This is a genomic window from Kitasatospora sp. NPDC056076, assembly GCF_042266305.1.
GTDB lineage: Bacteria > Actinomycetota > Actinomycetes > Streptomycetales > Streptomycetaceae > Kitasatospora.
Genome location: NZ_JBHJWG010000023.1, coordinates 100,899 through 125,443, shown reverse-complemented (window position 1 = coordinate 125,443; position 24,545 = coordinate 100,899). Strand labels below are relative to the sequence as shown.

The following is a 24,545-nucleotide window of genomic DNA, read 5'->3' as shown; positions in this document are numbered from 1 at the left end:
GTGCCCGGCCGGGCACCGGCGGCCGCTCGTCGCCGGTCAGCGGTGGGCGCTGAACTGCACCACCTGCTGGTAGGTCGGACGGTTCTGCCAGGTGGTCTTGGCGTCCGTCACCCCGCCCAGCGGGCGCTGGATGACGGTGTCGGCGCACCACTGGTCGCCCGCCGTGCAGTCCGCGTCGCCCGGGTAGACCTGGGCGGGGGTCTGGGCGGCGGCCTTGGCCAGGGTGGTCTGCAGCACGGTGCGGCAGGCCGCGAGGTCGCCGCCGCCGCAGAACGGGCGGGCCAGCGGGCCGGCGACCGGGTCGCCGAGGACGGCGCGCAGGTCCTTGTCCAGGTAGCTCCACCAGCCGTACTGGAAGGCCGAACCCTTGTGCGGGATGCCCTCGTTGGCGCTCACCGGGCCGCCGCCGGTCGCGCCGGTCTGGCCGCCGGAGGGCGACTCGTTGATCTGCAGGGCGCCGGTCAGCGCCGAGAACAGCTGGTCACCGAGCCCGGGCCGCATGACGCCGTCGGCGACCAGCGGCCACCAGGCGTCCATCACCCGGATCGCGGCCGCGTCCGCGTAGGCGTGACTGCCCGCCGAGGTCTCCTTGCGCTGGGCGCCGTCGGCGAGCCAGGCCTCCAGCTGCTGGAGCGCGGTGGCGGCGGCCGGGTCGGTGACCGGGGCGCTGCGCAGCACCCGGATCAGGTCGGGCAGGACGTCCTCGGCCCGCAGGTCGGCCAGGGCGGCGCTCTCCATGGCCTGGGTGAGGGTGACCCGGCTCGCCTTGCCGCCGCCCCGGAGCAGTGCCTTGACCCGGTCGTCGAGCAGGTTGGCGCGGTGCACCGAGCCGTTGCCGAAGCCGGCCGCCGTGAACCCGTCCGCCTGCTTGTTGTTCCAGGAGACGTAGTAGTCCTGGTTGACGGACTGCGGGTGCTCGGCCGGCGGGGTGTACCGGGCGGTGTTGGTGGCGGGGTCGAAGTCGGCCCACTCGTAGGCGGGTCGGGCGAGTACGGGCAGTCCGGCGTCCACCCCGGGGGCGCGCACCGGGTTGCTGCCGGAGTTGTAGTAGGCGATGTCGCGGGAGTCGGCGTAGAACCAGTTGAAGGTGTAGTTGATGTCCTGCGCGGCCCGCTGGAAGCTCGGCGCGTCGTGCACCGCGCCGGGGTCGTTCAACTCCTGGAAGCCGATGATGGAATCGGCCTCGTGGCGGTAGGTGGAGCGCAGCGAGGTGAAGGCGACGGGCGCCCCGCCGACGGTGCCGCGGGCCGTCACCAGGCCGTAGTTCGAGCGGTACATCACCAGGGTGTAGGAGCCCGCCGCGGTGGAGTCGGCGGTGGTCGGGCTCCAGGCGTCCTTGCGCTCCAGCCGGTCGAAGGGCAGGCACTGCCCGTGCCAGAGGTAGGAGCCGGCGGCGGTGGTGACCGGGGAGCCGTCGGTGGTGCAGAGCGGGACGGCGTAGGTGTCGGTGATGTCCTGCCCGGCCGAGGTGGCGCTCCAGGCGTAGTCCTGGCCGCGGCCGAGCTGCACGTAGAAGCTGAGGCCGGCGAAGGCCGCGCCGCGGGCGCTGATCCCGGGGCCCTGGATCTCCTCCAGCATCAGCAACTGCGGGGCGAAGTAGCCGGTCTGGGGGCCGAACACGGCGACCGGGTGGCCGTCGTCGGTGTGCGCGCCGGAGACCAGCAGGGCGTTGGACATGCCGTGCTTGGCGGTGAGCAGGTTGCCGGGCAGGACGCCGTCCGCCTTCGTGGTCGCGGAGTTCGCCGAGCCGGTGGCGTCGTAGACCACCTTCTCCGGTACCACCGAGCCCGGGTCCGGCAGGGCCTGGCCCTGCGGGGCGTCCGGCACCGTCGCGTACGGGAAGCTCTGGCCGTCGTGCAGGGTGCGGACGGCCTCCGGGTCGTCGGACTCGCGCAGCGACTTCCACAGCGCGTCCCCGGCGTCCTTGCCGTACCGGGCCTCGGCGGTCGACTTGACCTGGGCGGAGGCGAGTTCACCGCCGCCGCCGGCGCCGAACAGCGCGCCGACCACGGAGGCCAGGGCGACCAGGTCGGTCAGCTTGAACGGCTCGATCGAACCGGCGTTGGTGATCGGGTCGATGTGGCCGGTGAGGTCGTACTCGCCGGGGAAGGTCCGGGCGTTGTACGCCTGGCTCGCGTACTGGTTGATGCCGTCCAGGTACGCGTTGGCGTCCGCGAGTGCCTGGGTGGCCCGGCCGCCGCGGGCGGCGAGCGCGTCGATCTGCTGCTGCAGCTCGGCCTCGGTGTACGGCGCGGCCTGCCAGAAGCTCTGCTCCAGCTGCCGGTTGGCGGCCGCGCCGCCCGCGAAGCCGGACAGCTGGCCGCGGCCGACGTGCCGGAACAGGTCCATCACCCAGAGCCGGTCCTGCGCGGCCGCGTAGCCCGCGCCGAACTCGGTGCCGTAGCGGGTGGTGCCGCTGATGTGCGGGACGCCGGTGGCCTTGTCGCGCACGATCGTCACGTCCGCGCGCGGGCTGACGGTGCTGGCCACCTGGTCGGCGGGGACGCCGAAGGAGGCGTCGTTGAAGAAGTTCCGCAACCCGGCCTCGGTCAGCCCCGGGTAGCCGGAGGCCAGGGCCGAGTACGGGCCGAGCTGGTCGTCGGTGTGCGCCGGGCGGCTGCCGAACATCCGGTTGAGCAGGATCTCGGCGAGGGTGGCGTTGCCGTTCTCGCCGGGCGGGAGGATGTCGGTGCAGCGGCCGCCGCAGTAGTCGGGGGCGGCGGCCGGGGTGGGGGAGGCGGTGGCGGGGGCGGTCAGGGCGGCGGTGACGAACAGGGCCGACGCGAGCGCGACGGCCGCGGACCGGAGGGGGTGGGGGCGTGTGCGTGGGGGCAAGGCGAGCTCCTCCGTCGAAGCCACGGGGAGTCGACGGTAGGGGCGCTACTGGCCGGTTGGCTAGTGGCGTGCATGCCATTTCGCCCGCGAGGTGCCGGAGTTGGGGGTGCCGGGCGTCGGGTGTCGGGGGCCGGGCGAGGGGGCGGACGGCCTCCGGCGGGCCGGGGTGTCGGCGGGGTCGGTTAGGGTCGCTCGCGGTAGTGGGTGATCTTCCGGCGCGGGGCGGCGGGGCAAGGGGTGCGTGGTGGGGCGGGAGCTGCTGGCTGCTGGTGGGTCGTGCTGGGGGCGGGCGTACCTGGACCTCGGGGCCGCGGGGGAGGAGCCGCCGCGGGTGGTCGAGGGGTTCGCCCTGCTCGGGGAGGCCTGTTACGAGGGCTGGGAGGGGCCCGCGGCGGTGCTGCTGGACGGGGCGAGCGGGGAGGTGTTCCTCGGGCGGCCGGGGGACGACGGGGCGCTGCGGCGGGACTTGCTGGCCAGCAGCACGGCGTGTCTGCTGGCGCTGGCGCGGGTGGTCGAGGGGCTCGGCGGGGCAGCGGAGTACGGGCCCGCCGGAGTGGCCGAGGTCGTGGAGACCGGACGGCGGTTGCTGCGGGAGGCCGATCCGGAGCTGTACCGGCGGACGGGTGGCCGGCCCGCGCACTGGGAGGCGGCGGTGACGGTCCGTGCCCTGGCGTGGGGTGCCGGGCCGGGCGGGCCGGGGGAGTCGGCGTACGCCGTCACTCCGGCCCTGGTGGCGGACCTGGCCACGGCGGAGGGGGAGGGCGGCGTCCGTCGGTTCGGGGAGGACGAGCTGCCCGCGAACGTGACGCACGGTCCGACCCGGCGGCTGCTGACCGAGGTCGGCCTGCCGGTGTCCGGGCGGTGCGTGCTGGAGGTCGATGCCGAAGGGCCGCTGGGGGGTTACGAGCCCGAGGACGACGAGGAGGAGCCCTCGGAGCGGGCGTACCAGCGCGGGTTCCCGGTGCTCGGCGGGTGGATGTACGACTTCGACGTGCTGCTCGACGGCGCGACCGGGCGGGTCGAGCTCACCGATGTGTGGGGCGACGGCGGGACGGCCGCCTACCTGCACCGCGACCTCTCCGCGCTGCTGTACACGCTCTGGACGTTCCACCGGCTGCGCGCCGCGCGGGAGGAGGCGTACCGGGAGCGGAAGGAAGCCCCCTGGTCGGTCTTCGACCCGTGCGAGCTGTTCGACGGCGCGGCCGAGGAGGCGCTGCGGGCGATCGATCCGGAGGCGTTCGCGAGCGAGGAGCACTTCTGGCCGATCCGGATCGACGACGGGCACATGGGCAGTCTGCTGGAGTAAGGGCGTTGGTGGGCGGAGTGTTGATGAACGTGGTGTGGCGGGGGAAGGTGCTGCTGCCGGCCGGGATCGCGGTGGCGGTGGTGGGCGGTGCGGCCGGGCTGCTGCTGTGGGCCGAGGTCCGGCTCGGGGGGAGTGTGCTGCTGGGGGTGGCGGGGCTGCCGCTGCTCTCGTTCCTGGCGGTGTTCGGCAACGCGGCGGTCCTGGTCGCTGCTGCGGGTGCCCTGCGGGGGCAGCCGGTGGGGGTCCGGTCCGGCTACGGGCGGGCGGCCGGGCGGTGGCGGGTCTTGGCGGGGTGGGCGCCGGCCGGTGTCGTGCAGGTGCTGAGCGCACTGCTGGTGGTCGGCCTGCCGTGGTCGCTGCGGAACTACCTGGTGGTGCCGGCGGTGGTGCTCGACGGGGTGGGGGTGCGGGCGGCGATGCGCGGGTCGCGGGAGGTGTACCGGCGGGACACCGGGGCCTTCCTGCGGGGGACGACTCTGCTCGGGCTGCCGTTCGTCGTGGCCTTCCTGCCCTCCGTCGTGCTGTTCCTGGTCGGAGCGACGGCCGCCGATCGGGGGCCGGGGGCGTTGCTGATGGCCGGTGGCGGGCTGGTTCTCTGGGCGGGGTCGTCGCTGACGGTCGGTCTGTTCGGGGTGTTCCGGACGCGGCTGTACCTGGAGTCGAAGGGGGCGGCCGGACCGGAGCCGGCCCGGCCGGTGTTGCACGTGTCGCCCGTGGAGTAGGACGCGTGCGGGCCGGCAGCCGCAGGGGCGGCGGCCGGCCCGGTGCCGTGCCCGGCTCAGTCGGGCAGGTGCGGGGGGCGCCGGTCAGGGCTTGAGGACGAGGCGGATGGGGTTGCCTTCCTTGCGCTCCAGGGCCTGGACGGCGCGGGCGGCGTCGGCGAGCGGGAAGGTGCCGCTGACCGAGCGGGCGAAGTCGAGGCGGCCGCCGCGGACCAGGTCGACCAGGTCGATGACGTCCTGGCCGTCGGAGCCGTAGTGGCCGAGGATCTGCTGGCGCAGGTAGCTGACCATGGTGCCCTTGGTGATGGTCAGCGGCTTGTCGGTGAGGCCGACCAGGACCAGGCGGCCGCGTTCGCCGAGGGCGGCCACGGCCTGTTCGCGGACGGCGGCGACACCGGCGAAGTCGAAGGCGGCGGCGAGGGGACGGCCGGCGGTGGCCGTGCGCAGGCGGTCGGCGAACCGGGGGTCGGTGGGGTCGAGGGCGGCGTCGGCGCCGAAGGCGAGGGCGCGCTCGCGGGCGGCAGGGAGCGGGTCGACGGCGACGATCGGGAAGGCGCCGATGGCGCGCAGCAGTTGGACGCCGTGGGCGCCGAGTCCGCCGACGCCCCAGACGCCGACCGGCTCGGCGGGTCGGACGGCGCCGGTGCCGGTGATGGCGGCCCAGGGGGTGGAGACCGCGTCGGGGATGAAGCAGGCCTGCTCGAAGGGGAGTTCGTCGGGTATCGGGACGAGCGTGGTGGCGGTGGCGAGGGCGTACTCGGCCCAGCCGCCGTCGTAGTCCACGCCGCGGGTGTGCACCCGGCCGTTGCGGGTCTCGCCGGCTTGGAGCAGTACCCGGCCGCCGACGGCGGCGGTGGTGACGCCCTCGCCGAGGGTGTGCACGGTGCCCGCGACCTCGTGACCGAGGGTGACCTTGTCCCCGTCGAGGAGGAAGGGCTTGAGGGTGCCGTCGATGAGGTGGACGTCGGAGAGGCAGACGCCCGCGGCCTCGACCTTGATCAGCACCTCGCCCGGGCCGGGGGTCGGGACGGGCACCTCCTCGACGGCGAACGCGCCCTTGGTGACGTCGAGGCGGCCGGCGAGCATCGTGGCGGTCATCGGGACTTCCCTTCTGCCGGGGGTGGCGGGGCCGGGGGAGTGCTCCGTCATCCCAAACTTGCTTGTTAGCCAACAAGCAAGTTCAACCCTAGCATGGTGCCATGCCCACGCACGATGACCCGGCCACCCGCGCGACCGCTCCGCAGGGGCCCCCGGCCCGCCGCACCCAGGCCGAACGGCGCGCCCACGCCGAGGCGGCGCTGATCGCCGCCGCCGCCCGGCTGATCGCCGAGCACGGCAGCACCGGGGTCACCCTGGCCAGGGTGGGGGAGGAGGCGGGTTTCAGCCGGGGCCTGGCCACCCACTACTTCGGCTCCAAGGCCGCGCTGCTCGCCCGGCTGCAGGAGGAGGCGCTGGCCGAGGCGATGGCGGCGGCCGCGCCCGAGCGCAGTGGTGCCGGGGCGGCGGAGGAGCTCTGCCGCTTCGCCCGGGGCGTGCTGGAGGGCGTGCGGCACCCGACCGACCTGGGCCGGGCCTTCGTGGTGCTGGGGGCCGAGGCGCTGGCGGGCACCTCCGAACTGACGACGGCGGTGGCGGAGCTGGACGCCCGGACGCGCGGCTGGGTGGCGGACGTGGTCGGCCAGGGCCTGGCGGACGGGGAGCTGCGGGCCGGGGCGGGCGTCGGGGCGGGCGCAGGGGTGGAGGTCGGAGCCGGGGTCGATCCCGGCGCAGGGGTGGATGCCGGGGCCTTCGCGTTCGCCTTCGTGGGACTGCTCAAGGGGCTGGTGGTGCAGGCGGCGGCCGCGCCGGAGGCCTTCGACGTGGCGACGGCGACGGTGGAGGCGGAGCGCTGGATCCGCTTGGCGCTCGGCGCGGCCTGAGGGCCGGCGGGGCTTCCGACGGAACTGCCGGCGGAACCGGACTACCGCCCGGAGCGGCTGCGGGCCGGGGGCGTCGCGATGCGGACCCGGGTGGTGGCAGGCGCCTGCTCCAGGTCGTCCAGCTGGGCGAGGATGGTGGCGCGCAGCTCGTCGTCGTCCTCGAACCGGTGGTCCTGGAAGAGGGTGTAGCCCGTCCACATCAGGTTGGCGCACACCCGGGCCGGCACCCGGCCGGTCTGCGCGCCCATGCCGACCAGGGCCACCGACCGGATGCTGTCCGGCACGAGCAGGTTCTGCCGGTGGACGGCCTGGAAGGCGGCGGCGCAGGCGAGGGCGACGTTCAAGGTCTCGCTCACGTTCTGCGAGGAGGTCTGCATCGTGGGCGCCGAGATCAGGAACTTCGGGTTGACCGCACCGGAGGGCACGCAGACCGCGCTGCCCACCGGCAGCGTGCCCGCGTGGGCGCTGCGTATCCTCCGCTGCACCTTCAGCTGGATGCCCGCCCCCAGGTGGCGCTTGATCGCGGCGTCCGCCCCGCCGTCCATCCGGCCCTTGGAATTGGTCGGGCTGACCCAGGCGTCGACCTGCTCGGTGAGGATCGAGCCCTGCCGGATCTCGATGCCGGGGGTGTCGGCGAAGGCGGCCCGCCAGGACTCGACCACCGAGGCGTTGAGGTCCGTCAGTACCACCCTGAGCGGGGACTGCGCGCGGTCCGTCGTCATGCGGCAACTCCTTTCGTACGGGGAGGGGTTCTCCCTGTCGTTCTCCGTGTCGTGCTCCCGGTCGAATCCGACGCTAGCGGGTGCCACTGACAATCCGTCCGGGGCCGTTCGGGCAGGTGGAGCGCCGGGTGGACCGTCGGGTGGAGCGACGGGTCGGAATGTCGGTGCGGGCTGTTAGGAATGTGTCGTCCGCCGGAGAGCTGACGGACCGTCATTCGACGCCTTTCCGTGACCCGACCAGCCGGAGTACCACCATGAGCGCTGCCGACACCTCCGCCACCGACCAGCCCGGAACGAACGACCCGAACGACCCGTTGGCCCTCGCGGAGCTGTTCCGGGGCGGCGGCGAGCCGTGGCTGCCGGTGCTCAAGCCGGTGATCGAGGCGCAGCCCGGTGCGGCCTCGTTCATCGGCCCGGAGCGCGGTTCGGAGGTCGTGCCGGTCCGCGAGCTGACCTTCCAGGCGCTCAAGCCGCACGCCCCGCACCGGTGGAAGGTGGTGGTCTTCGGGCAGAACCCGTACCCGCGCCCGGAGAGCGCCACCGGCATCGCGATGTTCGACAACGCCTTCCACGACTGGAAGGACAGCCAGTTCGGCCGGGTGATCAGCATTCGCTGCATCATCAAGGCCGCGGCGATGTGGAAGTACGGCATACCCAAGAAGACGCCGATCGCGGACATCCGCGCGCTGTTGAAGAAGGAGGAGACGGTCCAGCCGCCAGAGTGGTTCCAGGCGATGCTGACCCAGGGCGTGCTGCTGCTGAACGCGGCGCTGACCGCCAGTGCGGACGGCGCGATGGGCCCGGAGCAGCACACCGGGTTCTGGCGGCCGGTGGTCGAGCGGATCGTGGAGGAGATCCTGCGGGCCAAGCAGCAGGCGGGGGAGGAGGACCGGGGGGTGGTCTTCGCCTGGTGGGGTGCGCACGCGCGCAGCTTGAAGAGCGTGGTGCAGCGGCTGGAGAAGAAGTACCCGGGGGTCGAGGTCCGGCACATCGACCACGCCAACCCGGCGGCCCAGGGCGACATCTTCTGCGACAACGAGCACTTCGCCGCGGTGAACGCCGCGCTCGCCTCGCTCGGCGCGGACGGGATCGACTGGCTGCCGAGCAAGGGCTGGGACGCCGCCGCGGCGGCGGCCGGGGGCGCCGACGGCGGTGTCGCCGAGCGGATGGGCGCGTTCATCGCGTCCACCATGGAGCTGCACCAGCTGTACCTGGACCGGCTCGCCGGGGTGAAGGACGAGGGTCTCGATCTCCCGGCCATCAGCGGGGTGTTCGACACGCCGCTGATGGACTTCCGGGAGGCGGTGGCCCCGGTGGCCGAGCTGCTGCGCGGGCTGGACCGGCACGTCACGTCGTCGCACGAGTTCGGCAGGCGGCGGGCGGACGAATGGGCGGCGGAGCGCGCGGCCGGGCAGGCGGCCGGTCAGGCGGCCGGGCGCGGGGGCGCGGGGGTGCCCGACGGGCTGTCCGCGGACGCGATCGCCGCGCTGTACCTGTACACCTGTGAGTCGGCGTTCTACCGGGAGATCAACGCGGTGCTGCGCTCCCCGGACCGGGCCCGGCTGGTGCCGTACCTGCCGTACCTGCGGCTGCTGTTCGGGGCGGTGTCGCAGCTGCCGGTGCGGACGGAGCCGCTCTGGCGCGGGGTGGCCCTGGACCTGCGCAAGCAGTACCCGCTGGGGCGGACGGTGACGTGGTGGGGGGTGTCCTCCTGCACCTCCGAGCCGGGTGTGGCGAAGTCCTTCCTGGGCAGCCGGGGCAAGCGGACGCTGTTCGAGGTGCGGCCGCTGCGCGCCACGGGCATCCAGCGGTTCTCGGCGTTCACGGGGGAGGAGGAGTACATCCTGCTGCCCGGAACCCAGTTGGAGGTCACGGACGTGCAGGTTCAGCGCGGCGGGCTGTGCACCGTGACGCTGACCGAGGTCGCGGGGGCGCCGCTGGTGTCCTGAGCCCGTGGCCCGGACGGCCCCGACGCCCCGGCGCGCCAACGCCCGTTCGCCGGGCGGCCGTCCGGGTGGCCGGGTTCGTGGACCGACCGCCCGGACGGCGGGGGCCCTCGCCCGGTCCGGTCCGGCCCCCGCCCGGTCGGCGCCCACCCGCCGCCGGGCCGTGCCGTACGGGGCGCCGCCGGATAAGCCAATGGGAGTTCCCCGCGAGTTGCGCCCCGATTCCCGGGCGCGGTGGGCGGGTTGTCGAATCGACCCATTCGGGAGGGGGCGCTGCCGCCCGCTGGCCGGTTATCGCCAACTATTGAGCGTGCTCACTCAGCTGAGGTACAGTCATCAGCGGTTGATCGGCACACTATTCATCATCCTCGATGGCAGAACCGACCAGGCGGCACGACCGGCCTCCGCAGAGCGGCGATCCAGTGACGGATCGAATGAGTTCTGACATCTTTTCCAGAAAGGCCGCTTCGGAGACCATGGACTTTCCGGACGACCTCGGGCCAAAAGCCGGACTTCCTGGATGGCGCCCGTGAACGGCCAGATACTCCCCGACAAATGGTTCGTTTCCCGAGAATTGCGTCCGGAGGCGCCGGTCAGGCTCGTCTGCTTCCCCTATGCGGGCGGCGCCACGTCCATCTACGCCCGCTGGCCGGCCGCGCTCGGCCCCGAGGTCGAGGTCGCCGCGCTGGCCCTGCCGGGCCGGGAGCGCCGCCTCGGTGAGCCCGCGGCCGTCGACGTGGAGCGGATCGCCGAGGCCGTCGCGGCCACCGCCGACCGCCCGTACGCGCTGTTCGGCCACTCGATGGGCGGCCTGCTGGCCTTCGAGGTGGTCCGGTGGCTGCGCCGGTCCGGGGCCGAACTGCCCGTCCACCTCTTCGTGTCGGGCTGCCCGCGGCCCGACCTGCCGCGGGGCGACGACATCTTCGACGGCCTGTCGGCACTGCCGGACGACGCCATGCTCCAGCGGCTGGTGCGCGGCGGTGGCCTGCCCGCCTTCGTGCTGGACGAGCCGGAACTGCTGGAACTCGTCCTGCCCGTCTGCCGGGCCGACTTCGGCTGGTTGGACGCCTACGACTGCGGTGACGAACCGCCGGTGCCGGTACCGATCACCGCCTTCGTCGGCAACGAGGACGCCTCGGCCCGGCCCGAGGACGCGGCCGGCTGGGCCGCGCACACCACCGGACCGTTCGCCCAACACGTCCTGCCGGGCGGTCACTTCTTCCTCGACGACAACCTGGACGCGATCAGCCGGGCCGTTCGTGCCGGGATCGGGAGCCCCGTGGCGTGATGCCGCGGGCCCCGGCAGGGGCCCCGAGACAGGCAGGCCCCAGTCCGCGACGGTTGGAACGACGAGGTCAGGAACTGCGATGGCGGATGGAACCACCGGGTCGGCCGGGCCCGGGGCGGAGGGGGCGCGGATCGCCCGGGCGGCCCACGGCCAGGAACTGGTCTGGCGGACCGGCCGGCGCTCCGGGGGCCTGCTGCTCCAGCACGTGGCCGACACCTTCCGGTTGGACGCCGCGGTCGACGGGGAGCAGGTCCGTTCGGCGCTGGCCGCGCTGACCGCCCGGCACACCGCGCTGCGGACCTCGGTACGGGTGCTGGACGGCGAGCTGCGGCAGGTGGTCCACCCGGGGATCGAGCTGCCGGTGGAGTTCACCGACCTCAGCGGTCCGGACGACGGCAAGCGCGCCGAGCGGCTCGCCGAGATCGCCGACCAGGCCGCCGTGCTGCCCTTCGACCCGGCCCGGGCGCCGCTGTGGCGGGCCGTCGCCGTCCGGCTCGGTGAGGCGGACTGGGCGGTGGTCCTGGTCGCCCACCAACTGGTCTGCGACCCGGCCTCGTTGTTCCTGCTGAACGCCGAACTCGCCGAACTGTGCGCCGCCGAGGAGCAGGGCCGGGCCCCGGTGCTGCCGGACCGGCTGCTGGACTTCGCCGACCACGCGGACCGGCAGCACGGGCGGGACCGGTACGAGCGGGCGCGCCGGCGCGGGCGGGACCGGCGGTACGAACAGGGCCGGCAGTACGACCAGGACCGGCCGGAACCCCACGCGGACACGGCCGAGTTCTGGCGCTCCCGGCTGGCCGGACGGCCGTCCGGGCACGGCCTCCCGCTGGACCGGCCCCGCCCGGCCGTCCGCGCCTTCGCGGGCGCCGAGGTCCGCGCCGAGTTCCCGTCCGGCCTGGCGGCCGCGCTGCGGGCGGGCGCCCGCCGGCTCGGCGGGTCGCCGGCCCCGGTGCTGCTGGCCGGTTACGCGGCGCTGCTGCACCACCGCTCCGGCCGGACCGACCACCTGATCGGCGTGCCCGTCTCGGGCCGGCGCGGCCCCGAGACGCTGTCGCTGGTCGGGGCGCTGGCCGGCCAGGTGGTGCTGCGGCTGGACACCTCCGGCGACCCGTCCTTCGCCGCGCTGGTGGAGCGCGTCCGGGACGTCGCCTCGGCCGCCTGGCAGCACCAGGAGCTGTCCGTCGCGGACCTGCAGGACGTGGCGGACCCGGCGGAGCCGTCCGCCGGGCAGCCGCCGGGCGCGCCCGTCCACCAGCTGGCGTTCACCCTCGCCGAGGGCGAGCTCGGCGCCCCCTGCGGGTACGCCGAGGACGACCTGCTGCTCGAAGTGGCCGACCGCGCCGCCCGGTTGGTGTACGACACCGAGCTGTTCGCCCCCGCCACCGCGCGCGCCCTGCTCGACGACTACCTGGCGCTGCTCGCCGCCGGTCTCGCCGAGCCGGCCGCCCCGCTGTCCGGCCTGCCCGCGGCCGCCGCCGACCGGACACCTGCTGCCCGCCCGGCACCCGCCATCGGCCCGGCACCCGCCACCGGTCGGACCCCCGCCGCCCGCCCGGCACCCGGCGCGGGCGGGGACGGCCGGGCCGAGAGTTTCCCCACCGGCAGCCCCGGACCGGCCGGGCCGGAGGGTCCGGGCGAGGGCCGGTCCGCCCCATCGGTTCTTCTGAGGAGCACGCAATGACGGTGACCGGTCGGATCGTCGGCATCCCGAGCGAGGTGTGGCACGAGGAGGTGCTGGCACCCCAGTTCGCCTACGAGGCCGAGCACCTGCTGCGGCACTACGTGGCGATCGAGAAGGTGCTGCTGCTGGAGTACCGGCGGATGGAGCTGGTCGACGGCCCCGGCACCGCCGCGATCGCCGCCCGCCTGGACACCGTCGACCAGGACGGCATCCGGGCGAACCCGAGCGAGAACATGTCGGACATCTCCTTCGCCCTGGAACGGCACGTCGCGGCCGGCCCGGTCCCGCCGTTCGCCGCCTGGCACGCCGACCGCAGCCGCAACGACCTCCAGGTCTGCGCCCAGCTGCTGTCCGCCCGCGAGCAGGTCCGGGCGCTGGCCGCCGACCTGCTGGCCTTCGACGCGGCCGTCCGGGCGCTCGCCGCGGGCGCCGTCGAGGTGCCGATGCCCGGCTACACCCACGCCCAGGCCGCCCAGGTGATCAGCCCCGGCTTCTACCTGGCCGCGCTGTCCAGCGAGACGCTGACCGCCGTGCGCCGACTGCTGGCCGCGTACGACGAGATCGACGCCTGCCCGCTGGGCGCGGGCAGCATGGCCGGGCAGGAACTCGACTGGGACCGCTCCCGGATGGCCGGGCTGCTCGGCTTCGCCCGGCCCCAGCCGCACGCCCTGGTCGCCGTCGCCTCGCGCGGCTGGGCGCTGGCGATCGCGGCCGAGGCGGCGAACTTCGCCGTCGCGCTGAGCCGCTTCACCACCGACCTGATGGCCTGGGGCGGCAGCGCCCACGGCTTCCTCGACCTCCCGGACGAGCTGTCCGGGATCTCCGCCGCGATGCCGCAGAAGAAGAACTTCCCCGTGCTGGAGCGGATCCGCGGCCGCTGCGCGCTGGTCGCGGGCAGCGCGGCCGAACTGGCGGCGGCCCAGCGCAACACCCCGTACACCAACACCGTCGAGGTGTCCAAGGAGGCCGGCGCCCACCTGCGGGTGCAGACCGAGGCGCTGCGCTCGACCCTGCGGCTGGCGCACGCCGTGGTCACCGGGCTGGTGTTCCGCACCGACCGGATGCGGGCGGCCTGCGAGGGCGAGTTCCTCGGCGGCTTCACCCTGGCCAACCGGCTGACCCTGGACGAGGGCGTGCCCTGGCGGACGGCGCAGATCATCGCCGGGCGCTACATCAAGGCCGCGCTGGACAAGGGCCTGGCCCCGGCCGACGGGGACGCGGCGCTGCTGGCGGCGGTCGCGGAGGAGGCCGGGCACCGGCTGGCCGGGCCGAAGGCGCTGCTGGCGGCCTCGCTGAGCGTCGAGGCGGGCCTGCGCGCCAAGACCTCGGTCGGCTCGACCCACCCCGACCAGGTCCGCGCCACCCTCGCCGAACTCGACGCCGAGCAGGAGCGGTTGACCGAGTGCTGGGCGGAGCGGACCGCGGTCGCGGGGGCGGCCGCGGACGAGGTCACGGCGCTGCTCGCGGCCCCGGCGGACTCCCCGGCGCAGCGGTGACCCCGCCCTCCGCCGCGCGCCCGGCCCCGGCGGCGGCCCCGTCCGCCGGCGCCGTCCCGCCGCCGCGCCGGCCGTCCTTCGCCTCCCCCCGCCCCGGCGTCGACCTGCGCACCGGTTCGGCCCGCGCCTTCGGCACCTTCGGCGAGCTGCTCCAGGGTGCCCTGCCCGGCGGCCAGGAGTTCCTGGTGACGCTGCCGGTGGACCGCTGGGCGCGGGCCCGCTTCCGGCTCGACCCGGGCGGCCCGCTGCGGGTGTTCCCCTCGCACAAGACCAAGACCCGGCGGGTGGCCGAGGCGATGCTCGCGGCCTGCGGGCGCCCGGCCGGCGGGGTGCTGCTGCTGGACGGCGACCTGCCGGTCGGCAAGGGCATGGCCAGCTCCTCGGCCGACCTGGTGGCCACCGTGCGGGCGGTCGGCGCCGCGGTGGGCCTGGACACCTCGCCCGCCGAGGTGGAGCGCTGGCTGCGCCCGATCGAGCCGACCGACGGGGTGATGCACCCCGAGGTGGTGGCCTTCGAGCACCGCGAGGTGCGGCTGCGCGAGCGCCTGGGCGGCCTGCCGGCGGCGACCGTGGTCGCGGTGGACGAGGGCGGGCTGCTGGACACGGTGGCGTTCAACCGGGTGCCGAAGGTGTTCTCCCCGGCGCAGCGCGCCGAGTACGCGGAGCTGCTGGCGGAGCTGGGTGCGGCGCTGCGGGCCGGGGACCTCGCGCGGGTGGGGGCGGTGACCACCCGCAGCGCGGTGCTGAACCAGCGCCTGGCGCCCAAGCGCAACCTGGACGCGGTGCTGGCGATCGCCGAACGGGTCGGCGCCGCCGGGGTGGTGTGCGCGCACAGCGGCACCCTGCTGGGCGTCCTGCTGGACGAGAACGACGCCGACCACGGGCCCCGGCTCGCCGCCGCCCTGGCGGCCTGTTCGACCCTGCCCGGCACCACCACCACGGTCCGGGCCCTCACCCTTCAGGACATGGAGCTTGCTGATGCGGCATGAATCGATCGTCGACGCCATCGGCCACACGCCACTGGTCCGGCTGCGGGTGCCCGCGCCGGAGGGCGTCGAGGTGTACGCGAAGCTGGAGCTGGCGAACACCTTCGCGATGAAGGACCGGGTGGCCCGGCAGGTCGTCACCGAGGCCCGCCGCTCCGGGGCCCTGCGGCCCGGGGCGCCGATCGTGGAGAGCTCCTCGGGGACGATGGCGCTCGGCCTGGCGCTGGTGGGCACCCACCTCGGGCACCCGGTGCACATCGTCACCGACCCGCGGATCGACCCGATCACCCTGGCCAAGCTGCGCACCCTGGGCTGCGAGGTGCACGTGGTGTCGGCGATGGGCGACCAGGGCTGGCAGTCGGCCCGGCTGGACCTGCTGGCCGAGCTGATGACCGGTCTGCCGGGCGCGTTCTGGCCGCAGCAGTACTCCAACCCGCAGAACCCGGCGGCCTACCGGGGCCTGGCCGAGGAGCTGGTGGCCGACCTCGGCACGGTGGACGTGGTGGTGGGCTCGGTGGGCAGCGGCGGTTCGCTGTGCGGGACGTCCCGGGCCCTGCTGGAACGTTTCCCCGAGCTGACGGTGGTCGGCGTGGACGCCGTCGGCAGCGTGCTGTTCGGCCAGCCCGACGTACCGACCCGGCGCCAGTCCGGCCTCGGCAACAGCCTCTACCCGGACAACATCGACTACCGGCTGATCGACGAGGTGCACTGGCTCTCCGACGACGAGGCCTTCGACGCGACCCGGGCGCTGGCCCGGGAGCAGAAGATCTTCGCCGGGAACACCTCCGGCTCGGTCTACCGGGTGCTGACCCACCTGGCGGCGCACGCCGAGCCCGGCACCAAGCTGGTCGGCATCATGCCGGACCGCGGCGACCGCTACGTGGAGACGGTGTACGCCGCCGACGCCGCGGTGTCCGGTTCCGCCGCGGAGGCCGGCGCCGACCGGACCCCCGTGATCGCCACCGAGCCCACCCCCGTCCGCTACGGCGAGCTGGTCAGCACCTGGTCGTACGCGCGGATATCCCGCCGGGAGCGCCCACTGCTGTTCTTCGTGGAGTCCAACACCACCGGCACCGGCATGCTCGCGCTGACCACGGCGGTGCGGCTCGGCCTGGAGCCGGTGCTGTTCGTGGTGGACCCGGCCCGCTACCAGGGCCTGGCCGAGACCGGCGCCCGGGTGGTGGTCTGCGACACCGACGACCCGGAGGCGCTGCGCAAGGCCGCCGAGGTGGCCGCCGGCGACCGCGAGGTGGCGGGCGTGACCACGACCAGCGAGTACTACCTGGTCCAGTCGGCCGCACTGGCCGAGGGGCTGGGCGTGGCGGCCAACCCGGCGGCGGCGCTGGCCGCCTGCCGGGACAAGTCGGCGACCCGGCGCACCCTGCTGGCGCACGGGGTGCGCCAGCCCCGGTTCGCCGAGGTGCGCGACCCGGCCGAGGTCGAGGCGGCGGTCGCGGCGGTGGGCCTGCCCTGCGTGGTGAAGCCGGTGGACGAGTCCGGCTCGCACGAGGTGCTCTGGTGCGAGGACGCCGCCACCGTCGCCGAGCAGGCCCGCAAGCTGCTGGCCGTCACCCGCAACGTGCGCGGCCAGGCCAGCGCCGGGACGGTGCTGGTGGAGGAGTACCTGACCGGGCCGGAGTTCAGCGCCGAGATGTTCCGGGCGGACGGCGGGACCTCCTGCGTCGGCATCACCCAGCGCACCGTCAGCGAGCTGCCGTACTTCGTGGAGACCGGGCACCTGTTCCCGGCGGTGCTGCCCGAGGAGACGGCGGCGGCGATGGCCGACACCGCCCGGCGCGCCCTGGAGGCGGTCGGCCTGGAGCGCGGCCCGGCGCACGTCGAACTGCGGCTGACCGCCGACGGGCCGGCCGTGATCGAGATCAACGCCCGGCTGGCCGGCGGCATGATCCCGGAGCTGATCCGGCCCGCGACCGGCATCGACCTGCTGGACCAGCAGATCCGGGCCGCCGCCGGGCTGCCGCTGAACCTGACCCCGGAACGGTCCCGTTCGGCCGGGATCCGCTTCCTGATCGCCGCCGGGGAGGGCCGGCTGACGGCCGTCGAGGGCGTCGAGCGGGCGGCCGCGGTCGCCGGGGTGGAGCGGGTCACCGTGACGGCGGCCGCCGGGCGCGCGGTGCGGCCGGTCCGCGAGGCGTACGACCGGCTGGGGCACGTGATCGCGGTCGGGGACGGCCCCGAGGAGGTGGGCGAGGCGCTGGACGCCGCGCTGGCCGAGCTGACGGTCGTGGTCGAGGCCGAGTAGCCGGAGTACGAGTAGCCGGAGTACGAGTAGCCGGAGTACGAGGAATCGGGGTACGAGGAATCGGAGTACGAGGGAGGGCCGGCGGACCGCTCAGCGGCCGCCGGCCCTCCCGTCGTGGTTCAGGCCCCGGGCGTGGGCCGCGGGCCCGGGCGGCGCCGGCGCACCACGGCCGGCTCCTCGGCGGCGTCCGGCTTCGGCGTCCGGTCGACCAGGGCCGCCAGCGCCGCGATCGTCGGGTGCTCGAAGCAGGCGCTCAGCGGCAGTTCGACCCCGAGGTCGCGGTGGATCTCGGCGAGCATCCGGATCGCCGCCAGCGAGTGGCCGCCGAGGACGAAGAAGTCGTCCTCGATCCCGATCCGCCCGGTCTCGAACAGCTGCTGCCAGATCGCGGCCAGCGCCCGTTCGGTGGCGGTGCCCGGCGGGGTGCGGTGGCCCTCGGCGCCCTCCTCCGGCGGGACCCGCAGCGCCTTGCGGTCGGTCTTGCCGGAGGGCAGCGTGGGCATCGCGCCGAGCACCACGAACCGGGCCGGCGTCAGGGCCCGGGGCAGCGAGCGGGTGCAGTGCGCCCGCAGTTCGGCCGGGGTGGGCCGGGCGGCCGGGTCGGCCGGGTCCGCCGGGGAGACGAAGGCGACCAGACGCGGCCCGGAGACCGCCGAACGGTCCACCACCACGGCCGCGTTGGCCACCTTGCGGTGCGCCCCGAGGACGGACTCGATCTCGCCGAGCTCGATCCGCACTCCGCGGATCTTCACCTGCCCGTCGCCGCGGCCCAGGTAGTGCAGCTCGCCGTCGGCCGTCCACCGGGCCAGGTCGCCGGTGCGGTACATCCGCTCGCCGGGCGCGCCGTACGGGCAGGGCAGGAAGCGGTCCGCGGTGAGGTCGGGGCGGCCCAGGTAGCCGCGGGCCAGGCTCGCCCCGGCGAGGTACAGCTCGCCGGTGACGCCCGGCGGGACGGGGCGCAGCTCCGCGTCCAGGACGAACAGCCGGGAGTCGGTGATCGGTTCGCCGAGCGGCGGCGCGGCCTCCGGGCGCAGCGGGCCGGACAGGGTGCCGAGCACGGTGGTCTCGGTCGGCCCGTAGGCGTTGTGCAGCCGGTGCTCGCGCCCCCACTGGGCCACCAGCTCGGGGCCGATCGCCTCGCCGCCGCTGACGATCGCGCGCAGCGCTGGGTAGTCGCGGGCGGGCAGGGCGGCCAGCGCCGTCGGGGTCAGCACGGCGTGGCTGATCCGCCGCTGTCCGAGCAGGACGGCCAGCTCCTCGCCGAGCACCGGGTGCGGGGGCGCCACCACCAGGACGGCCCGGGACCGGAAGGCCATCAGGAGTTCCATCACGTACATGTCGAAGGTGGGGGACACCTGCTGGAGCATCCGGGGCTGCTCGCCGCCCGCCGCCGCGGCGGCCGTCTCGGGCAGCAGGACGGCGCGGTGCAGCTGCTCGGCGAGCGGGGCCAGCCCGGCGTGGGTGACCACGACGCCCTTGGGCTGCCCGGTGGACCCGGAGGTGTACAGCACGTACGCGGCGTTCGCCGGGTGCACCGGAGCGGTGGCCGGGCGCCCGCCGGAGCGCTCGCCGAGCGCGTCCAGCAGGTCGGGGTCGTCCAGCAGCAGGGCCGGCGGGGCGTCGGCCGGCAGTGCGGCGGCGCCGTCCTCGTCGGTGACCACCAGCGCGGCCCCGGCGTTCGCGAGGATGAAGGACAGCCGCTCGACCGGGAACCGGACGTCCAGCGGCAGGAAGGCGCCGCCCGCCTTGGCGACCGCCAGCACGGCGAGCACCAGCTCCCCGCTGCGGGGCAGCGCGAGGGCGACGGTGCTCTCCGGTCCGACGCCGCGGGTGAGCAGTTCGGCGGCCAGCCGGTTGGCCTGCTCGTCCAGCTCGGCGTAGCTCAGGGTGAGGTCGTCGGTCTCCAACGCGGGGGCGTCCGGCGCGGCCGCCACCGCCTGCTCGAACAGCTCGGCGAAGGTGGCCGCGCCGGGCCCGGGCAGGCCGGTGCTCCAGCTGCCGAGGACGGCCTCGCGCTCGCCGGGGAGCAGCAGCTCCCAGTGCGAGAGCGGCAGGTCGGGCTGCGCGGTGGCGGTCTCCAGGGCGAGCAGCAGCCGCTGGGCCAGGGCGGCCCCGGCGGCCTCGTCGAAGAGGTCGGCGCTGACCGTGAGCACGCCGCCGATGGTCGCGCGGGCGCGGTCCTCGGTCAGTTCCACGGTGATGTCGAACGGGGTGGCAGGGGTGCCGAGGTCGAAGGGCTCGGTGGGCAGCCCGCCGAGCGCCGGGACCGGCTCGGGCTCGCCGTTGAGGCTGGCCATCACCTGGAACAGCGGGTTGCGGCCGTGCCGGCGGGGCGGGTTGAGGGCGGTGACGATCTCGTCGAAAGGCAGGTCCATGTGGTCGTGCGCGGCCAGGTTGGTCTCCCGCACCCGGGCGATCAGGGTGCGGAAGCTCGGGTCGCCGGAGGTGTCGGCGCGCAGCACGGCGGTGTTGATGAAGCAGCCGATCAGGTCGTCCAGCGCCTGGTCGGAGCGCCCCGCGGTGGGGGTGCCGAGCGGGATGTCGGTGCCGGCGCCGAGGTGGGTGAGCATCGCGGCGAGCGCGGCCTGGAGCACGATGAAGACGCTGGCGCCGTGCTCGTGGGCGGCGGCGGTGATCCGCCGGTACAGCTCGGGGCCGGCCTCCACCCGGGTGGGCAGGCCGCGGAAGGTCGGCGCGGCCGGGCGCGGGCGCGCCCCGGGCAGGGCGAGCTCCTCGGGGAGCCCGGCCAGGGTCTTGGTCCAGAACTCCAGGCTCCGGCCGAAGGGGCTGCCCGGATCCTCGGCCCGGCCCAGCTGCTGCGCCTGCCAGAGCGCGAAGTCCGCGTACTGGATCGGGAGTTCGTGCCAGCCGGGGGCCCGGCCGGCGGCCCGGGCGGTGTAGGCGGTGGCCAGGTCGCGGCAGAGCGGGGCGAGCGAGAGGCCGTCGCAGGCGATGTGGTGGACGTCCACCAGCAGCACGTGGGAGCGCGGGCCGGTGCTGAACACGTGCAGCCGCAGCGGGACTTCGGTGGTCAGGTCGAACGGGGTCTCCAGGGCGTCCCGCAGGGCCTGCTGGAGGCCGTTGGGGTGGATGGCGCTCGCCCGGACCACCTCGGCGACGGCCTCGGGCGGCTGCACCGACTGGCGCGGCGCGCCCGCGTCGGCGGGGAAGACCGTCCGCAGGATCTCGTGCCGGCGGCCGAGGTCCGCGGCGGCGGCGGCGAGCACGGCGAGGTCCAGCTCGCCCTCGATCCGCACCGCCAACGGCATGTGGTAGAAGGCCTGTTGCTGCCCCAGCCGGTTGACGATCCAGATCCCGCGCTGGGCCATCGACAGCGGCAGCAGCTCGGGCCGGGGCCCGGTGGCGGCCGGGATCGCACTGCGGGCGGAGGTCTCGGCGGGGGCGGCGGCGGCCTCGTCCAGCAGCTTGGCCAGGTCGGCGAGGACCGGGGTCTTGAGGACGTGGCGGACGGACAGCTTGACCGACCACTGCCGGCGGATCCGGGCGACCAGCCGGGTGGCCAGCAACGAGTCCCCGCCGTCGCGCAGGAAGTCGGTGTCCCGGCCGACCTGCTCGGTGCCCAGCAGTCGGGACCAGATCGCGGCCAGCGCCCGCTCGGTGGCGGTCGCGGGGGCGGCGGAGCCGTCGGTGGCCGGCCGGGCGCCCGCGGCCCGCTGCGGCGCCTCGACGGCGTCCTCGATCCGGCCGTCGGCCAGCACCCGGGCCCGGCGCCCGCTCGGCTCACCGGCCAGCAGCAGCTCGCCGTACACCCCGGTGGGCGCCCGGTTGCCGTAGCGGTCGCGGACCTCCGCCTCGGCGCCGTCCGCCTCGGCGGGGCCGTGGGCGCCCAGCGCCACCGCGCCGACGCTCGCCGCGCCCTCGGCCAGGAAGGCCTCCAGCAGGACCAGGTAGTCGGCGGCGAGCCGCTCCACCGTCTCCCGCTCGAACAGGTCGGTGGCGTAGTCGAAGGCGAAGCCGACCTCGTCCGCGGTGTAGCTCACCGCGAGCTCCAGGTCGAACTTGGCGGAGTCGTTGCGCATCTCGACGATCTCCACCGCCAGGCCCGGCAGCTGCGGCGGCGGCACCACCTGGTTGACGCTGCACATCACCTGGAACACCGGGTTGCGGGACGGGTCCCGGACCACGCCGAGCGCCTCCACCACCCGGTCGAACGGCACGTTCTGGTTCGACAGCGCCTCCGCCGCCACCGTCCGCACCTGGCCGAGCAGTTGGCGCAGGGTCGGATCGCCGGCGAGGTCCACCGGCACGGCCAGGGTGTTGGCGAAGTAGCCGATCACCGGCTCCCACTCGGCCTGCGGCCGGTTGGCCACCGGCACCCCGACGACCACCCGCTCCTCGCCGTTGTAGCGGTGCAGCAGCGCGGCGAGCACCGTCACCGCGGTGGCGAACAGCGAGGCCTCGTGCCCGGCGCCCCAGGCGGCCAGCCGCTGCTGGAGGTCGGCCGGGACGGGCACCGTGACGCTGGCGCCCTCGCCGCTGAGCAGCACCGGCCTCGGCAGGTCGGCCGGGATCCCGGCCTCCTCCGGCAGCCGGGCCAACTGCTCGCGCCAGAAGGCCAGCTGGCCGCGGTAGAGCTCCACCGTGGCCGGCTCGGCCTCCCAGGCCGAGTAGTCGGCGTAGCGCACCGGCAGCGGCGCCAGGCCGGCCGCCGGGCCGCCGACCCGTTCGGTGTAGCAGGCGCCCAGCTCCTGGAAGAACAGCCCCTCCGACCAGCCGTCGGTGATCGCGTGGTGCATGGTGACGGCGAGGTGGTGGACCGGCGCCGCCCCTTCCGTACCGGAGCGGATCAGCTTCGCCCGGAACAGCGGCCGGCCGGCCAGGGCGAACGGGAGCCGGCTCTCCTCCTCGATCAGCGCGACCACGGCCGGTTCGCCGAGCTCGGTCAGGTCCCGCTGCTCCCACGGCAGTTCGTCCGGATCGAGGAGCAGCTGGAAGACCTCGTCCTCGTCGCCGGCGAAGGTGGTGCGCAGCCCCTCGTGCCGGGCCACCAGGTCGCCGACGGCCAGCCGCAGCGCCCCGGTGTCGAGCTCGCCGACCAGCCGGAGCCGGAACGGGACGTTGTAGGTGCTGTTGGGGCCGTTCAGCTGCTCCAGGAACCAGAGCCGCTTCTGCGCCAGCGACGCGGGCTCCCGCCCGTCGCCCTGGCGGGGGGCCGGGACGGCGGCGGTCGCGGGGGCGGCGGCCGCGGAGCCCGCCTCCTCCGCCAGCGCCTGGGCGAAGACGGCGTCCAGCGTGGCGCGGCCGACCGCGTCGGTGTCGTTCACGAGACCTTCCTGGCCTTCCTGGTCGTGGGGGCGTACGGGTGCCGGGCACTGCGGTCCGACGGGGGGTCAGGCGGCGGCGGGGGCCGGGGCGGGGAGCTCGGTGGGGATGCCGGTGGCCCTGCGGACCGGGGAGAGCGCCAGCAGGACGGCGGCGATGCCGATGCCGCCGGCGCAGACCACGATCGCCCACTGGGTGCCCAGCCAGGTGCCGAGCCCGCCGCCGGCCATGGCGCCGAACGGCGTGCCGGCCATCACGATCATCCGGGTGGAGGCGTTCATCCGGCCCTGCATGGCGTCCGGGGTGATCGCCGAGCGGTAGCTGCGGATGTTGACGGCGCTGGCGATCACCAGCACGGCGTAGGCGACCTGGACGAACATCAGCATCGCGAAGGCGACGGCGGTGGGCATCACCGTCGCGGCGGGGATGACCAGTTCGACGCCGGTCATCGCCACGGTGCACCAGACCACCATCCGGCCGAAGGGCAGCAGCTTGCCCAGCCGGGCCGCGAACAGGGCGCCCATCAGCGAGCCCACGCCGGTGCCGGCCAGCAGTGCGCCGACCAGGATGCCGGGCAGGTCCAGGGTGCGGGTGATGAACACCAGGAACACCGGGTCGATCGCGATGGCGGAGAAGTTGATCAGGAAGGTGACCAGCACCAGGGTGCGCAGGGTCGCGTTGCCGAAGATGAAGGAGAGGCCCTCGCCGATCTCCTTCCACATCGAGGACGGCGGGCCGTCGGCCGGGCGCTCCGGCACCGGCTCCTTCTTGCGGATGCGCAGGGTGCAGGCCGCCGCCAGCCCGAAGGCGAAGACGTTGACCATGATGACCACCGGGCCGGTGAGCAGCTGCACCAGCAGGCCGCCGAAGGTCCGGCCGCCGATGTTGGAGACCGAACTGCTCATCTCCAGCTTGCTGTTGCCCTCGACCAGGTCCTCGCGCTCGACCAGGGCGGGCAGGATGGAGGCGTTGCCGATGTCCGAGACGGTGCTGCAGGCGCCGGTGCCGAACACCACCACCAGCAGCAGCGGGACGCTCAGCAGGTCCGCCCAGGACAGCAGCGGGACGGAGAGCAGGATCAGCGAGCGGACGGCGTCCGCCGCCACGATGATCATCTTCTTCGGCCGCCGGTCCAGCCAGACCCCGACGAACAGGCTGATCAGGAGGTAGGGCAGGAACTCGGTGGCCAGCAGCAGGCCCATCTGGAACACCGAGGCGCCCAGGCTGACCGCGGCGATCAGCGGGACGGCCACCGCCACCATGTTGGTGCCCAGCATGGAGAGCGTCTGGCCGGCCCAGAGTCTGCGGAAGTCCGCGTGGTCCCACAGTCCGTTGAGCTTCATGCCGCGGGTCCTTCCGAGGTCATCGCGCGGCCCATCAGGTCCAGCAGCGGTTGCGGGGCGGCGAGGAAGGCGTGGTGGCCGCCGTCCAGGAGGTGTGCGTGGTGCCGGGCCGCCGGGACGTACCGGCTCCAGCCGCCGAGCTGGTCCGGGCGGATCTCCACGTCGTGCTGCCAGCCGACCGCGTGCACGGCGCAGCCGAGCGGCTCGGGGGCGTCCAGCCGGTAGCGGCGCTGGGCGGCGAGGTCCTCCTCCAGCACGTCCAGGGCCACGTCGAGGAAGTCCGGGTCCATCCTGGTCCCGGCCGCCTCGGCGAGGACGTTCAGCTCGACCGCGAGGTCGTCCCGCTCCAGCCACAGCCAGCGGCCGAACGGGGCCTCGTCGGGGGCGAGTTGGGAGGACATGAAGAGCGCGGTCAGCTCCTTGCCGTGGACCCGCTCCAGTTCGAGCGCGGTGGCGAAGGCGGAGAGCGCGCCGCCGCAGTGCCCGAAGAAGCCGGTCGGGCGGTCCACCAGCGGGGCCAGCGCCGCGGCGGCGGCGGTGGCCAGGTTCTGGTAGGTGACCGGGTGCGGCTCGCGCAGGCGGTTCTCCCGCGCGGGCAGCTGCACCAGGCACACCTCGACCTCGCCGATCCGCTCGGGCCAGGCGCGGTACATCGACGCGCCGGTGCCCGAGTACGGGAAGAGGAAGATCCGTGCCGGGGCGTCCTCGGATGGGGGGCGGAACAGCCATTTGCCCGCGTCGGTCTGCATGGCGCC

Annotated in this window: 15 protein-coding genes; 9 read left to right on the top strand and 6 right to left on the bottom strand. The window is 74.9% G+C overall.

All coding sequences use genetic code 11. From position 1 onward, the window contains the following. Window positions 1-36: 36 nt before the first annotated feature. Entirely contained in the window at window positions 37-2,835 is a 2,799-nt protein-coding gene (locus tag ACFC1T_RS20625; RefSeq protein WP_375890555.1) for a penicillin acylase family protein, read from the bottom strand. 244 nt (window positions 2,836-3,079) lie between these two features. Here ACFC1T_RS20625 and ACFC1T_RS20620 point away from each other — a divergent pair, with 244 nt between their 5' ends. Both ACFC1T_RS20620 and ACFC1T_RS20615 read left to right on the top strand, forming a co-directional pair. Next, a complete protein-coding gene (locus tag ACFC1T_RS20620) occupies window positions 3,080-4,141 on the top strand; it encodes an SUKH-4 family immunity protein (protein WP_375890554.1) in 1,062 nt (353 codons plus the stop codon). Between the two features lie 23 nt (window positions 4,142-4,164). Continuing rightward, a complete protein-coding gene (locus ACFC1T_RS20615) occupies window positions 4,165-4,863 on the top strand; it encodes a hypothetical protein (RefSeq protein WP_375890552.1) in 699 nt (232 codons plus the stop codon). An 84-nt stretch (window positions 4,864-4,947) separates the two neighbouring features. On the opposite strand, the gene ACFC1T_RS20610 is transcribed toward ACFC1T_RS20615, so the two are convergent. After that, on the bottom strand, window positions 4,948-5,961 hold the full coding sequence (locus ACFC1T_RS20610; protein ID WP_375890550.1) for a zinc-binding dehydrogenase: 1,014 nt from the start codon (window positions 5,959-5,961) through the stop codon (window positions 4,948-4,950). Window positions 5,962-6,062: 101 nt separating this feature from the next. Between ACFC1T_RS20610 and ACFC1T_RS20605 the strand changes: the two genes are divergently transcribed. Then, window positions 6,063-6,782 carry a TetR/AcrR family transcriptional regulator gene (locus ACFC1T_RS20605; RefSeq protein WP_375890548.1) on the top strand — a complete coding sequence of 240 codons (720 nt, stop codon included), beginning with the start codon at window positions 6,063-6,065 and terminating at the stop codon, window positions 6,780-6,782. A gap of 41 nt (window positions 6,783-6,823) precedes the next feature. Here the strand turns inward: ACFC1T_RS20605 and ACFC1T_RS20600 are convergent, their stop codons facing one another. Then, entirely contained in the window at window positions 6,824-7,504 is a 681-nt protein-coding gene (locus ACFC1T_RS20600; RefSeq protein WP_375890546.1) for a macro domain-containing protein, read from the bottom strand. Between the two features lie 254 nt (window positions 7,505-7,758). Here ACFC1T_RS20600 and ACFC1T_RS20595 point away from each other — a divergent pair, with 254 nt between their 5' ends. The 6 genes from ACFC1T_RS20595 (at window position 7,759) to ACFC1T_RS20570 (ending at window position 17,164) form a co-directional block, all read left to right on the top strand. Next, a complete protein-coding gene (locus ACFC1T_RS20595) occupies window positions 7,759-9,453 on the top strand; it encodes an ADP-ribosyltransferase domain-containing protein (protein ID WP_375890544.1) in 1,695 nt (564 codons plus the stop codon). A 571-nt stretch (window positions 9,454-10,024) separates the two neighbouring features. Beyond that, window positions 10,025-10,738, top strand: coding sequence for a thioesterase II family protein (locus tag ACFC1T_RS20590; RefSeq protein ID WP_375890542.1), 714 nt, complete (start codon window positions 10,025-10,027; stop codon window positions 10,736-10,738). A 79-nt stretch (window positions 10,739-10,817) separates the two neighbouring features. Further along, a complete protein-coding gene (locus ACFC1T_RS20585; protein WP_375890541.1) occupies window positions 10,818-12,419 on the top strand; it encodes a condensation domain-containing protein in 1,602 nt (533 codons plus the stop codon). Beyond that, a complete protein-coding gene (locus tag ACFC1T_RS20580) occupies window positions 12,416-13,915 on the top strand; it encodes a lyase family protein (protein ID WP_375890539.1) in 1,500 nt (499 codons plus the stop codon). The genes ACFC1T_RS20585 and ACFC1T_RS20580 overlap by 4 nt, the downstream gene beginning before the upstream one ends. Next, window positions 13,912-14,904: a kinase gene (locus ACFC1T_RS20575; protein ID WP_375890538.1), complete on the top strand. Its 993-nt coding sequence runs from the start codon at window positions 13,912-13,914 to the stop codon at window positions 14,902-14,904. The genes ACFC1T_RS20580 and ACFC1T_RS20575 overlap by 4 nt, the downstream gene beginning before the upstream one ends. Further along, window positions 14,894-17,164, top strand: a complete 2,271-nt coding sequence (locus ACFC1T_RS20570; protein ID WP_375890536.1) for a pyridoxal-phosphate dependent enzyme — start codon at window positions 14,894-14,896, stop codon at window positions 17,162-17,164. Before ACFC1T_RS20575 ends, ACFC1T_RS20570 begins: the two co-directional genes overlap by 11 nt. A gap of 119 nt (window positions 17,165-17,283) precedes the next feature. On the opposite strand, the gene ACFC1T_RS20565 is transcribed toward ACFC1T_RS20570, so the two are convergent. The 3 genes from ACFC1T_RS20565 to ACFC1T_RS20555 all read right to left on the bottom strand — a co-directional run bounded on the left by ACFC1T_RS20565 (window position 17,284) and on the right by ACFC1T_RS20555 (window position 24,539). Next, on the bottom strand, window positions 17,284-22,449 hold the full coding sequence (locus ACFC1T_RS20565; RefSeq protein ID WP_375890535.1) for an amino acid adenylation domain-containing protein: 5,166 nt from the start codon (window positions 22,447-22,449) through the stop codon (window positions 17,284-17,286). Window positions 22,450-22,515: 66 nt separating this feature from the next. Further along, window positions 22,516-23,790 carry an MFS transporter gene (locus ACFC1T_RS20560; RefSeq protein ID WP_375890533.1) on the bottom strand — a complete coding sequence of 425 codons (1,275 nt, stop codon included), beginning with the start codon at window positions 23,788-23,790 and terminating at the stop codon, window positions 22,516-22,518. Then, entirely contained in the window at window positions 23,787-24,539 is a 753-nt protein-coding gene (locus ACFC1T_RS20555) for a thioesterase II family protein (RefSeq protein ID WP_375890531.1), read from the bottom strand. The genes ACFC1T_RS20560 and ACFC1T_RS20555 overlap by 4 nt, the downstream gene beginning before the upstream one ends. Between the last annotated feature and the right edge of the window lie 6 nt (window positions 24,540-24,545).